Consider the following 12,571-nt stretch of genomic DNA (forward strand, 5'->3'; position numbering starts at 1 on the left):
GGCGAAGACGCTCCCGATCGGTGTCGCGGCCGATGCCGGGTGCGGCGCATCGAGGGCACCCCATCCCGGCCTCCTCCGTCGCCGAAGGCTTCCCGGAACTCACCACCGAGCAGGGGGACGCAGCCACCCGCGTCGTCACCGTGCTCCTGGGCGCGCTCGAAGCGCACCGACCCGCGGACGGCACGCCGCCGCTTCTTCCGCGTGCCGTTCGGGGAGCTCGACGACCGACGGTGCACGCGGAAAAGGCGGTGGCGTACTGTCCACTGCCCCGACGCCATGGCAAGGTCCTGACATGCGACGCATCCTGCTTGTCCTCGCCACGGCGGCGGCCCTGACCGGTTGCTCGGCCTGGGGCCAGGAAACCCTGTGCACCAAGGCGGGCATGAACTCGGAGGTCTCCGTGGTGTGGCGGCCCGCCGACTTCGGCGGCACGGACGCGGCGGTGATCCGCGTGTGCGTGGAGGACAGGTGCGAGGAGCAGAAGTCCGGCGACGCGGACAACCCGATCGCAGGGGTTTCGGTCCGGCTTCCGGACGACATCGGCGCCGTCACCGTCCCGGTGCGGCTGAAGGTGACGGCGGCGCGGGACGAGCGGGTCGTCGTGGACGACAGCCGCCGCGCACGGTTGACGGAGCAACACCCCAACGGCGCTTCCTGCCCTCCCGATGCATGGAGGGCGACCTTCCGCGCCGACCCCGCCAAGGGGCTCACCTCACCCGAGGGCCTGTCCCTGCAATGAGGTGATCCGGGTGAGCCGATGCCTGGACCGCCGCACCACCGATGGGTCCAGGCTGGACCGGAGCCACCCGGCCCGCCCCGGCGCGGCGACAGAAGAGCCGGTGTTCACATCCAGTAGGTGCGCCCTCCCTCCACAAGGCAGACGGAAACCGAGGTCGCCGGCCGACCCCGTGCCGAGTTCTCCGCCCCACGAGGAATGCACCGCTCGCCCGGCATCCGCCACACGTCCATCGTCGTGGCGCCGCGATCACGACGGGTAGTCGGTATTCGAGAGGGTCCCGGTGGCCCGAGCCCGTTCACATCACGTCCATGGCCCGCTGCCCTTGCTGGCCGGGGCCGAGCTTCGCTACACAGAGGGCAGGAAGAACAGAACGCAGGACACCTCAGCCCGAGGACAAGTGCCGCCTCCGCTCGCCCCGATGGACCACTCGCCCGTGCCGCCCACGGCGCGCACCACCCCGACGAGGAGCCGCCACACCATGTCCGACAACAGCACCCCCGAAAGACCGGATTCGGCACCAGCACCGAACCCGGAACCGGCATCCTCACCCCCGCTCCCCTCCACACCGCCCTCCACACCGCCCTCGACTCCCCCGGCCCCCCATGCCTTTCAGGCCCCGAGGCCGACGGTCGACCGCCGTCCGGGGTCAAGACGGCGCACCCTCGTACTCGCCGTCATCGCCGCCGTCGTCGTGGCATTCCTCGCCGGTGGCGGTGTCACCTGGTGGGTGCTGGGCGAGGAGGACGACGACGTGAGGGACCACGTCGAGGTCTCGGGCGGCGAACTCGTCGCCGACGACAGCGACGATGCGTACTGCGACGACGACGACATCTACTCGTACAACGACTGCGACACGGACCCCGACGAGACGTACGAGTTCAGCTACAGGATCACCAACAAGGGGGACGGGCCCGCCAACTACTCCGTCGTCGTCAACGCCTTCGACGAGGAAGGCGACTTCGTCGGCCAGACCTACGTCGGCACGACTCACCTGGCCGCCGGCGAAACCGACTCCGACGAGGGCGAGTTCAACGAGTACAGCGACTTCGAGGGGAAACGCGAGCTGTCCGACATCGCATCCGTGAAGGTCGCCCACGCGGAACGCATCGCCCTGGCCAACTGACCGCCGCACCTGGCCGGCTCGGCCCTGCGGCACCTTCCCCGCGAACCGCCGGCCTCCGACATCGCGCCCTCCTGTGCGGTCGGTCCCGCGGCCAGTCCTGGTGGGGGCTCGCCTACTTGTGCTGCAACGTGCCCAGCGGACTGGGGTCTTCGTCCAGCGCTGTGGCCGCGGCCTTCCAGCCGGTGTCCTCGGGGTACAGGGCGCTGCGCAGGAAGGCCGTGGTGAGTTTCTGGATCAGCGCCACGCGCGCGGGGTTCTCGTCCGTCGTCGCGGCGGCCCCGTACCCGTAGATGCCTCCGAGCGAGTGCTCCGCCCCGAACAGGGTGAGCAGGCTCTTGCTTCCCGGACTGTAGGTGTAGGGGTCGGTGAACCAGTCCGGTCCGCGAGTGGAGAGCGCGGACCGGTCGCGGTCCCCGGCGACGACGAGGGCCGGCGCGGCCATGGTGTCGAAGGACGGCCTCATGAAGGAGAAGTGCTCGGCGGCGAACGGGGTCAGGTCGTCGCCGAGGCCGGTCAGCGCGAGCAGCGCACCCGCCTTCACCCGGGGATCGGACATGTCCTCGCCGGGCCCGCCGCTGGAGTCGAGGACGCGCGCGCCCAGCAGCGTGCTCGCCGTCTGGGCTCCCCAGGAGTGGCCCGCCACAGCGATGCGGCTGCGGTCGAGGCGCCCGCCGAGGCCCGGCACGGAGGCTTCCAGAAGGTCGAGTCCGTCCAGCACGCGCTTGAGGTCCTCGACGCGGAAGCGCCAGATCCGCGGCGTACGGGGGTCCTCGGCGGGGAGGCCGAGCGTCCCGGAGTCGAGATGGGTGGGCTGCAGGACCGCGAAGCCCTGAGCGGCCCAGAAGTCCGCCAGCGGGGCATAGTCCTTCATCGACGCGCCGAAGCCGTGCGAGAAGACGATGACCGGCAGCTCACCGCCGGTCGCGGGGGCGGACACGCCGACCTGGAGATCCTCGCCGCGGTCCGGGGCGGGCAGGACGACCGGCCTGGCGGATACCACCGTGGTGGGTGCGTCCGCGGCCTTCCGTGCGTTCGCATCGTTCGAGTTGTTCGAGTTGTTCGAGGCGGACATGGAAATGCCTTCCCTTTTCTGATGTGCAGTCACATCGACGCGGGTACCGACGAGCGCGTGCTCCCCGTCCGGCCGGAGCGGGACGGGGGCGGACGGCCCGGCCTCCCGGCCTGCCGCCACGAATGAAGCGGAACATCGCTCCGCTTACGATACGGAACGAGGTTCCGCTTTTCAATCTCACGGAAGGACGGAAGGGGAGTCTTGGTGGGCGACGCCGTCCACCGCCAGATCGACGCCTGCGCCGAAGCGGGACCGCCCTACCGGTGGCCGACGCTCCGGGTGCCGTACCAGCGGTCATGTGAGCGTGTCCTGGCCGGACTTGCCGGAAGGGTCCGGCAGATTCGTACCGGAGGCCGCTCCACGTCACACTGGGCGGCCAGATGCGTCCGACCTTGAACCCGCTCCGGGAGTGCTCGTGGAACTGTTGGCGGCCGGGATGATCGTCGGTGCGCTGATCTCGGTCGTGACCGCGCCCGTCGGGGTCTCCGGCGCGGTGTTCCTGCTGCCGGTCCAGCTCAGCGTGTTCGGTGTGCCGAGCCCGGCGGTCACTCCGACGAACCTCCTGTTCAACGTCGTCGCCGGCCCGGGCGCCCTGTGGCGCTACCGGCGGGACGGGGCGTTGCGCGGTCCGCTCACGCGGCGGCTCGTTCTCGGTACCGTCCCGGGGGTCGTGATCGGTGCGGTGATCCGGGTCTTCGCACTGCCGAGTCCGACGGTCTTCCGCCTGTTGATCGCCGCGCTCCTCGTACCGCTCGGGCTGTGGTTGTGCGCCCGAACCCTCCGCTGGAGCTCTTTGCGGCGGAACGCGCAGCAGGCGCCCGCTCGCACCGAACCGTCCGGCCGGACCGTGAGCACCCTCGCCCTCGCCGTCGGGATCATCGGCGGCGTGTACGGCATCGGCGGCGGCTCCCTGCTCGGCCCGATCCTGGTGGGGCGGGGCATGCCCGTCGGCCGTGTCGCGCCCGCCGCTCTCGCCTCGACGTTCGTCACGTCCCTCGTGGGCGCGGCCGCCTTCGCCCTTCTGGGATTCGTCAGCCCCGGCGACGTCGCACCGGACTGGGGTCTCGGCCTGGCCTGCGGGCTCGGGGGCCTCGTCGGCGGTTATCTCGGCGCCCGCCTCCAGCCCAGGCTCCCCGAGACCGCCCTACGGCTCGTCCTGGGCACCCTCGCCGTCGCCCTCGGCACGCTGTACGCCGTCCAGACACTGCGCTGACCATCGGCTCACCTGCCTGCCTACCTGTCTGTCTACCCACCTGCCTGTCGCCCGTTCGCCCGCTCGCCGCGCTGTCCCCGGCCTTGTATGCGGGGGCTACTCCGGCAGGTGCGCCTCCGGCGCGTCCGGGCGGTGGCCAGGGAAGCCCGAGCGGATGTCCGCCTCGTGGCGCACCCGCAGGAACTCCCGGTGCCCGTTGCGCCAGGTCGGCCGGGTGTCGGAGTGTTCTCACCACTCGGCGCCGATCCTCGCGGTGGCCTCGGCCTCAATCGGTTCCTGCGGCAGCCGTTCGGCAATCTCGCGAACGAGTCCAGGACCACCCTCCGAACGTAGTGACTCAAGCAGGCGAAGCAGGTCATGCCGGGGCAAGGCCACCGTGGACCCCTGAGGCCGAACTGCCCTTCCACCTAGGAAAGTTGCACGGTGGTTGTCTCCTGCTCAGGGAGCAGACGCCGGCAGACGGCACACACGAGGGAGCGGGCCCCGCGTATTCAACCGCGGAGATCCCCTACACCACACAGCGGGACACCATCAGGTGGACCGAGGGGGCGACGTCGGGCCGGGCATGCCTTCGTCCCGCGCCGCCGGTACCCGGACGCCGGGCCCACCGAGGACGAGCACGTGGCGCCACCGGCGATCCACGGTGTCCGCCGGAGGGCTTCGGCGACGGTTCACGGTCTTGCTGTCCCATGCGACCCGGTGGGACGCTCCTTGCCCGTCCCGGGACAAGCCGGCGAGTCGGCACCTTCAGCGGCCGCGAGCCGAACCGCCCACCTCGAGACCTCCTGGGTCGTACGCCGACAGGCCAGGCTTTCGCCACAGCCGTCCCACACCGGAGAAACGAACCGAAACGCCCGGCAGAAAGATTCGACGACTTGGCGCGTGGGTAACTCGTCTACGGGAAAAGGGGGATCATGCAAATTTTCCGCTTCCGTCGCCCCGGCAGGGACGCACAATGACGAGCGGGTCCGGTGGTGTCCTACGGTTTCAGTGGGGCCGCCGTAGTCTCCGCGTGTTCTTGACGCATACGCTGGCAGCCTTCGGGCTCCTGTCGGGCGTAGTGCAACTGACGGCCCAGGTGTTCTCCCTGACATTCTCGACACCGTTACTGGTGATCACAGCCACCGTCGGGATGAGTGCCGCGTGGGGCGTGGCTCAGATTCTCCCTCAGGGGACTTCGGAGCGATCTTTCAGCCATCCGAACATGCGAGTCCGCATCGTCCCCGGAGACCTGTTCGAACAGAGCGGCCACATCGTTGTCGGCTTCACCGACACCTTCGACACCTGCGTCACCGATGATGTGGTGATCAGCCGCTCCAGCGTGCAAGGTCAACTACTGGAGCGCTGGTACGCAGGAGCACAGGACGAACTGGACCAGGAAATTTCGGACGCTCTCGCATCGCACTCCGTCACATCGGTCGAGTCTCGAGCAGACAAACCACAAGGAAAGCTAGCACGTTACCCCACAGGAACGACGATCGTCCTCACCCGTAATGGACGTATGGCTTTCGGTACGGCATACAGCAGAATGGGAAACAATCTGGTTGCCGAGTCCAACCCCGAAAGAATCTGGGTGAGCCTTTGTCGCCTCTGGGAGACAGTGTACGAACACGGACACCGAGAACCGCTCGCCATTCCAGTCATAGGTGGCGCGCTGGGACGGATCGACACGCTGAGCCATGAAAACCTGTTGAAAATGATCCTGCTCTCGTTCGCCGCAGCCTCTCGGGGCCGGGTGGTCACACGCGAACTCACCGTAGTCGTACATCCGTCCGCCTTGCGTGACATAAACATGCTGGAAATTCGACACTTCCTGATGGCTCTTTAGTCTCCCGGCGTGACGGAGGGGAAGCTGCCATGACACAAGCCAAGGCCTTCTTGAGCTGGTCCACCCGAGACCCGCGAATCGAACCTCTGGCTCAACTCTTCCGCCAGTGGATGAGCTCTCTCTTCGAGGGTCGGGTGAACTACTTCTTCTCTCGCGAGATCGCACCGGGTGAGCACACCGTCCCGAGCATCTACCGGGCACTGAACGAGGCGGACTTCGGTTTCATTTTCCTGTCGCAGCGGACCGCTCGCAGTCCATGGGTGATATACGAGAGCGGATGCTTGAACCCGTCCCTCCGGGCGGGAAAGGTATTTCCACTGCTGTTCGACTTGTCCCCGGGTGAACTGCGGCAACTGTGTCCACCTCTGGCGGACTTCCAGGCCGTTTCACTGCGTAACGTCCAGGACGTACGGCGACTGACCGAGAAGCTCAGTCAACTCCTCGGGCTCGATGACACAGAGGTCATCGAAATGCGAGAGAAGTTCCACCGGACCTTCCCTCAACTGGAGCGAGCCATAGCCGACACCGTGGACAGCAAGAGACTCCTGCCCGACCATTTCACTGGCGTACTCACCTACAACGACAACATCGCCGGCTCTCGAAATTTCCAGATGCCGGGAATCTTCGAAAAGTACCGGCGTGATTTATTCCTCGTCGGCAACAACTTGAATTTTCTTCTCAATCTACACAACAACGAGGAGACATTTTCCGCACTGCTCGACTCACTCATCGCCGACCCATCGAAGAGGATTCGCATCCTCATAGCAGACCTATGGGACGAAAAGATTCTTTACACCTACAACAAGGTGATCTTCGGAAGCGCAATGTCAGAGTTCTCAGGACTGGACGACGTGCTCACCCACCACGAGTCACACCTTTATCTGGACAGGTTCATTGCGCGCCGCGCCGGGAATGATGTTCATCACCGTCTACGGAAACAACTCAAGATCAAAAAAATCGGCCTGCTGGTCGACACATTCTGGTTTGTCGATCCAGACAACACCGAACTTTCCGGTGACCTCCTGTTCGCACTCATGACAGCCGTCACAGGGCGGGAGCGTCCAGTTTTCTATGTGAATCAGGCGGAGAACCCCGGCCTCTTCTCGAAGTACTTCGACATGTGTCAGGCGGCTTTCGATCTGAGCGCAGACGTCTTGTGGCCGGTCACGGGGAAGGAGCCCGGATGAGCCCCTCCCGTGCATCGGCCTCGTCGGGGAAGGAGTACGGCGACCTCACGAAGCCCGCCCCGGCAAAAGCCGAGGTCGAATGACGGGAGACCGAGCGTCGGCGTGGCGACCTCGCCGTGCCTCACAGGTGCTGATCGGTTCGGAGCACCAGCCGTCGTCAAGATGTGGTGCGCGGATGCGGGCAGCGCATGGAGCTCTTGCTGCGGTCGACAGCGGGGAACGGGGACAGGGCCTCCCGCGGTCGGGCCCGTTGAGAGCCGAGGTGTCATGGACCCGAGGCGAACACCTCGACGCGGACCGCCGTAGGGCGCGGCGAACGCCTGATCGGCTTCGTGTGCCCCTCCGACCGGCCCCACCTCCACCGGGCGGTCCTGCCGGGGGGGGCACAGCCCTGCTCCGCCGAAGCCCTGAATCACCGGGGGCAGTTCACCTCGACGACGGCGCCCCGCGTACGCAGAGTGTCGTACAGGGCAGGCTCTCACCACGTCTGCCCTCACCGGCTTTCCCGGGAAGTACCGCTTCCGTTCGGAAGCGCAGTCGTCGGCCGCTGCCGGAACCGGGTTCAGTGGCCGACCCGCAGGGCGCCGAGCAGCATCGGCAGGGAGGCGTGCAGCTCGCGTTCCCAGTAGGCCCAGCCGTGAGTGCCCGGTCCGTAGAAGTGGGTGGTGACGTGCTTCGCGCCCACGCGTTCCAGTTCGGCGGCGAGGGCGTGGTTCTGCCGGTTGAAGTCGGCCTCGAGCGCGCTGGTGCTGCCCGGCGGGTCCAGGGGGCCGGTGGTGCCGTCGCCGCAGGACAGGTAGACCGGGATCGACCTGAGGCGCTTGGCCAGGTGGAACGGATCGTGCGCCGCCCAGATACGGCGCTGCGCCACCGGGTCGCCCCAGACGCGCAGCGGGTCGTTGCCCTGGCCGGCGAAGAAGCCCATGATGCGGTCGACCGACTCGTCGTTCAACAGGGGGTGGGCGGAACCGGAGTACGCGGCGGTCGCCTTGAACATGCCGGGGTGCCGGGCGGCGTACTGCAGGGCGCCCTGGCCGCCCATCGACAGCCCGGCGACGACACGGTCGCGGCCGGCGGCCCAGTCCCGCTCCAGGAGCTGCCGCAGCTCGACGGTGTGGAAGGTCTCCCACGCGGGGTCGCCGCCCCGGCCGTGGTTCCACCAGTCGCTGTACCAGCCGTTCCAGCCGGCCTCCGGCATCACCACGAGCACGTCGTCGCGCAGGCTGTCGATCCCGGCGACATCGGTCAGGCTCGTCCACGAGGTGTAGTCGCCGCAGCACCCGTGCAACAGCCAGAGGGTCGGCCAGTGCTGACGCCGGTCTCCGGGGTTCCAGCCGTCGGGGGTGAGGAGCCGCACCTTGACGGTACGGCCGCCCAGGGCCTGTGAACGGACCGACAGATCGACCTGCCGTTCGGCGACCTGGGTGACCGCGACGACCTCGGCCCCGCCTCGTGGCTTCACGGATCGCGGCTTCACGGACCGGGCGGTGTCGGCAGCCCCCTCCACGGCGAGGGCAGGCGCGCCGGTGGCGAGCGCCGGTGCGGTCGGCGCGAGGACGACGAGCAGCAGGACCGCGAGGATGACCGGGAGGCCGGCTCGACGGTGCAGGACGGCGGTCACGTGCGCGATCACGGCGGCTCCCTGCGGTTCGGTTCCTCACTGCACGAACGGTGCGACCGGACTGGGCCGGTGCCTGCCGGTCGGGATCGTCGACCGTGGCCCCGCCTCATGGTGACATCCCTGCGGACGGCCCGACAGTGCACGACCGCCGGTGGGAGCGGTTGTCGACGTCTCTCCCGGTCTCTCCTGCTCTTCGCTTCATCCGCTTGCCCGCCGGGAGCAGTTGAGCGGCGGAAACGAGTACCCCACGACGGTCCGGTCCGCCTTTTCCGCGTCGTCGGTCACGAGACCGCGTGTCCTTGCCGTCACGCGATCGTTGATCTCCACGTCGAAACGCCGAACCAGCCGAGGCGGCCACCTCCTGACTGCGGAAGCCGGGCGACAACGCCCCGACAGCATCGGCCCTGGCATGCGCCACCGCCGCTGTTCACCTTGCCACTGCGCGCCCCAGCGGGTGGCCTCGTACGAGCCAGGGCGCCCCGACGAGCACCGGAGTGCAACACGTGAAGAACCGCTCACGCGCCGCCCTGTCCGCCCTGACCCTGCTCCTGGCCACCGCGCTGTCCCCGACGACCGCGACCGCCGCGACCCCCGCAGCCCCCGCAACCCCCGCAACCGAGGAGCACCACCGGACGGAACAAACGGCCCCGCGTCCTGCCCCGTGCACCGGCGCATACCAAGGCGACGCCCGGCTGGGTCCGGAGACCCTGCCCCGCCCCTGGGAGGCCCCAGTGGGACCGCTGCTGAAGAACTACCAGCGCACCGGTGACCTCTCCCCCAGCGCGTTCCTGGCCAAGTACTGGAAGGACGAGGACCCTGAGGGACCGGCGGGGTGGAAGTACCCGCCCAACGACGGATTCGCGGAGGTCAACGGGGAGGTCGACCAGCACGTGGAGGTCCTGGAGCCGGGTGAGGACCTGGACCGCTTCGGCTCCGAGTACGGCTCCTACCTCGCCCCCGCCGGCGACCTCTACGCCGAACGGGCGCTGCCGCCGCAGAACCTCAACACCCGCGAGCCGGATTCCCCGTGCGACTACCACCGCTACACCGTCACGCAGGCCTTCGCCGTCCGGCAGGGCGGCATCGCCCCCTGGTTCGAACAGCCCGGCGGCGGACAGCAGATCAAGCTCGACCCCACCCTCCTCAACCCGGGCGACAGCGAGCGTCTGAACGTCAAGTGGCTCCTGGACCACGGCTACCTCGCTCACGCGGCGGACTGACCCGGGCCCGCCGGTGGACCGCGGCACGCTGCACACCGTCCTGCGCACCCTGGGCGTGCGGGACGGCCACTACTACATCGAGGGCGTGCACGAGCCCTCTCCCCTGCCGACCGACTTCCTCTACCTGCGCCGCTCCCGCACGGCCCCGGGCATGTGGGAGACCGGGGCCTACGAACGGGGCACCTGGGAGGCCGTCGCCCAGCACACGCGGGAGGAATCGGCCTGCACGCACCTCCTGCGGCTGCTGACCGGAACCGGGAACCCGCCCTCGGGCGGCGGCACCCCATAGGGCGCCTCCACAGGGCCTTGACGACGCAGGTGACGAACACGTTCAGCCGGGAGTCACCCCGGCCGGGGCATGGGCGAGCCGGGGTGACGAGAAGGGCTACCGCGGTTACCCCTTCTGCTCCACCCTCACCCAGTCCACCTCCGCCCGGACTCCCCCGGCCGCGATGCGGTCCACGCTCGACTGCGGGAGACCCCAATAGGGGGTGGTGACCTTGTTCCAGCCGGCCGGGTAGGCACCGCCGAGGGCCAGGTTGAGGATGACGTACTGGTTGTGGTCGAAGACCCACTGGCCGCGTGTCGATTCCAGTGTGTTGCGGGTGGTCTCCTGGACGAGGCGGTCGTCGACGAGGAAGCGCATGCCGGTCGGGGTCCACTCGACGGCGTAGGTGTGCCACTGGTCGGCGCGGCCGCCGCCCGGATAGATCTGGCGTTCGCCGATGTTGCCGTCGGCGGAGTAGCCGGGGCCGTGCAGACCCGTGCTGGTCCAGTCGGCGTAGCCGATGTTCTCCATGATGTCGGTCTCGCCGGAGGCGGGCCAGGAGACGGCCGGGTCGTCGACGTTGCTGCCCAGGAGCCAGAACGCGGGCCAGAAGCCGTCTCCCACCGGGAGCTTCATGCGGGCGCTGACCTTGCCGTAGGTGAAGTCGAACTTGGTGTTGGTGTCGATGCGGCCTGACGTGAAGTCGTAGGTGCCGCCGCCTGCTCGGGTGCAGCCCTTGCAGTGCTTGGCCTCCAGGACCAGGTTGCCGTTCTCCGTGCGGATGGTGTCCGTGGAGTCGACGTACGCCTGCGCCTCTCCGTTGACCGGGCCCATCTCCGTACCGGTGCGCACCACACGCCACTTGGAGCGGTCCAGGGAGGATGTGGTGAAGTCGTCGAAGAATGTGGTCCGGTACGCACCCGACTGGTCGGCGGGGAGGGCGGGGTACGCCGCTGTCGCACTGCCGCCGGTACCCCAGACCTGGAACTCGTAGAGGGAGTATCCGAACTGGGCCGTCGCCGGGGCGGGATTGTGGAAGGAGCGGCGTTCCTTGCCGAGCATGCGGACGTAACGGCCGGTGGCGGGCTGGGCGAGTCTCACCGTGTCGTGCCTGCCGGTCGCCTCGGCCGGTGACTTCACGTCGGCGCGGCGGGCCGCGACCTCGGACGCGGAGGGGCGATGGACGGTGCGCCAGGTGCGGTTGTCGTCGGAGACCTGGAGCTCGTAGTCGACGGCGTACGCGGCCTCCCAGTAGAGGTCGATCGTGTCGATGGTGGAGCGGGCGCCGAGGTCGACCGAGACCCAGCGGTCGGCGTTCCAGTCGCTGGACCAGCGGGTCCGGTCGGCCTTGAGGTCTGCGGGCCAGCCGCCGTCCGTCACGAACGCCGGTGAGTTGCCCGCGTGCTGGTAGAGGTTCGTGTAGGCGGGGTGGTTGAGTGCCAGGTTCGCGCGGGTGGTTGAGGCCGGGGCCGGTTCGCCGCCGTAGACCTTGAAGGAGTAGAGGGAGTAGCCCCATGGCGTGGCCCGTTCCACTCCGCGCATCCGGACGTAGCGGCCGGTCACCTCCTGGGGGTACGTGTGGGCCGTGACCGAGCCTCCGGTGCCGGCGGTCTCCGTGTAGAACGGGGTCCAGTCCGTGCCGTTCCTCGAGACCTCCAGGACGTAGCGCTTGCCGTAGGCCGCCTCCCAGTCCAGGGTGACGCGCGCGATGCGGAGGGTGGCGCCCAGATCGACCTGGATCCAGGCGTTGTCCGCGAAGTCGCTGGACCAGCGGGTCGAGCCGTTGCCGTCGGTGGCGCGGCCGGGGCCGACGTCCGGATTCTCGCTGCCGGAGGCGGTGACGGCCGTCGGGTCGGCCGCGTACGCGGTGGCGGCGCGGTCGTCGTCCCAGGCGGCCGCTGCCGCCGCGGCCGGTTGCGGGACTGCGGCTGTCGGGGCCGCGAAGGCCGAGCCCGCGGACAGTACGGCGGCCGTGGCAAGGGCGGTCAGGACGGTGCGGCGGGAAGTTGCACGGGCAGTGCGGGGAGTGCGGGGAGTGCGGGGTGGCATGCGGCTCTCCTTGGGGAGTGTGGGGGCGCCGGCTCCCTGACTGATGTGCCTGTACGTGCCTGTACGTGCCTGTACCTACCGGTGGGGGCTTCTGTGTGCGGCTGTGTGCGTGTACTGCCGGTGGGCGCGAGGTGTGGGGGTTCGCTCGCGCCCACCGGGGTCCCGGGTCGGGGCGGGTGGCGCCGGGGGCGGTGGCCCCTACGCGGCCCGCCGGGCTTCGCCCTCGTGCCCGCGGATGATGTCCGCGTACC

General features: G+C 68.8%; 10 protein-coding genes. 7 read left to right on the forward strand and 3 right to left on the reverse strand.

What is annotated here, in order from left to right:
* Positions 1-292: 292 nt before the first annotated feature.
* Both AOK11_RS24670 and AOK11_RS24680 read left to right on the forward strand, forming a co-directional pair.
* Positions 293-739: a hypothetical protein gene (locus AOK11_RS24670; protein ID WP_055595929.1), complete on the forward strand. Its 447-nt coding sequence runs from the start codon at positions 293-295 to the stop codon at positions 737-739.
* A 691-nt stretch (positions 740-1,430) separates the two neighbouring features.
* Positions 1,431-1,862, forward strand: coding sequence for an FxLYD domain-containing protein (locus AOK11_RS24680; RefSeq protein WP_055595931.1), 432 nt, complete (start codon positions 1,431-1,433; stop codon positions 1,860-1,862).
* 112 nt (positions 1,863-1,974) lie between these two features.
* Here the strand turns inward: AOK11_RS24680 and AOK11_RS24685 are convergent, their stop codons facing one another.
* Positions 1,975-2,934, reverse strand: coding sequence for an alpha/beta hydrolase family protein (locus AOK11_RS24685; RefSeq protein WP_055595932.1), 960 nt, complete (start codon positions 2,932-2,934; stop codon positions 1,975-1,977).
* Positions 2,935-3,370: 436 nt separating this feature from the next.
* Between AOK11_RS24685 and AOK11_RS24690 the strand changes: the two genes are divergently transcribed.
* From AOK11_RS24690 to AOK11_RS24695, 3 genes are all read left to right on the forward strand, one after another.
* Positions 3,371-4,147: a sulfite exporter TauE/SafE family protein gene (locus tag AOK11_RS24690; protein ID WP_055595937.1), complete on the forward strand. Its 777-nt coding sequence runs from the start codon at positions 3,371-3,373 to the stop codon at positions 4,145-4,147.
* Positions 4,148-5,159: 1,012 nt separating this feature from the next.
* A complete protein-coding gene (locus tag AOK11_RS42990; protein ID WP_157869442.1) occupies positions 5,160-5,975 on the forward strand; it encodes a macro domain-containing protein in 816 nt (271 codons plus the stop codon).
* A 29-nt stretch (positions 5,976-6,004) separates the two neighbouring features.
* The gene (locus tag AOK11_RS24695) at positions 6,005-7,162 is read left to right on the forward strand and encodes a toll/interleukin-1 receptor domain-containing protein (RefSeq protein ID WP_055595933.1); all 1,158 of its coding nucleotides are present in this window, start codon (positions 6,005-6,007) and stop codon (positions 7,160-7,162) included.
* A gap of 562 nt (positions 7,163-7,724) precedes the next feature.
* On the opposite strand, the gene AOK11_RS24700 is transcribed toward AOK11_RS24695, so the two are convergent.
* Positions 7,725-8,783 carry an alpha/beta hydrolase gene (locus AOK11_RS24700; protein ID WP_420903012.1) on the reverse strand — a complete coding sequence of 353 codons (1,059 nt, stop codon included), beginning with the start codon at positions 8,781-8,783 and terminating at the stop codon, positions 7,725-7,727.
* Positions 8,784-9,286: 503 nt separating this feature from the next.
* Between AOK11_RS24700 and AOK11_RS24705 the strand changes: the two genes are divergently transcribed.
* Together AOK11_RS24705 and AOK11_RS24710 are read left to right on the forward strand one after the other, a co-directional pair.
* Positions 9,287-10,003 carry a TNT domain-containing protein gene (locus AOK11_RS24705; protein WP_240497478.1) on the forward strand — a complete coding sequence of 239 codons (717 nt, stop codon included), beginning with the start codon at positions 9,287-9,289 and terminating at the stop codon, positions 10,001-10,003.
* Between the two features lie 13 nt (positions 10,004-10,016).
* On the forward strand, positions 10,017-10,292 hold the full coding sequence (locus tag AOK11_RS24710; protein ID WP_055595935.1) for a hypothetical protein: 276 nt from the start codon (positions 10,017-10,019) through the stop codon (positions 10,290-10,292).
* 105 nt (positions 10,293-10,397) lie between these two features.
* Here AOK11_RS24710 and AOK11_RS24715 read toward each other — a convergent pair whose 3' ends face one another.
* Positions 10,398-12,320 carry a discoidin domain-containing protein gene (locus AOK11_RS24715; RefSeq protein WP_055595936.1) on the reverse strand — a complete coding sequence of 641 codons (1,923 nt, stop codon included), beginning with the start codon at positions 12,318-12,320 and terminating at the stop codon, positions 10,398-10,400.
* Between the last annotated feature and the right edge of the window lie 251 nt (positions 12,321-12,571).

This window comes from Streptomyces hirsutus, assembly GCF_001418415.1.
In the GTDB taxonomy this organism is placed as follows: Bacteria; Actinomycetota; Actinomycetes; order Streptomycetales; family Streptomycetaceae; genus Streptomyces; species Streptomyces hirsutus.

What these genes read in the sequence shown, in the direction of transcription:
- AOK11_RS24715 (WP_055595936.1), bottom strand. Translation starts at nt 12,320, where the DNA reads ATGCCACCCCGCACTCCCCGCACTCCCCGCACTGCCCGTGCAACTTCC.
- AOK11_RS24690 (WP_055595937.1), top strand. Translation starts at nt 3,371, where the DNA reads ATGATCGTCGGTGCGCTGATCTCGGTCGTGACCGCGCCCGTCGGGGTC.
- AOK11_RS24670 (WP_055595929.1), top strand. Translation starts at nt 293, where the DNA reads ATGCGACGCATCCTGCTTGTCCTCGCCACGGCGGCGGCCCTGACCGGT.
- AOK11_RS24685 (WP_055595932.1), bottom strand. Translation starts at nt 2,934, where the DNA reads ATGTCCGCCTCGAACAACTCGAACAACTCGAACGATGCGAACGCACGG.
- AOK11_RS24695 (WP_055595933.1), top strand. Translation starts at nt 6,005, where the DNA reads ATGACACAAGCCAAGGCCTTCTTGAGCTGGTCCACCCGAGACCCGCGA.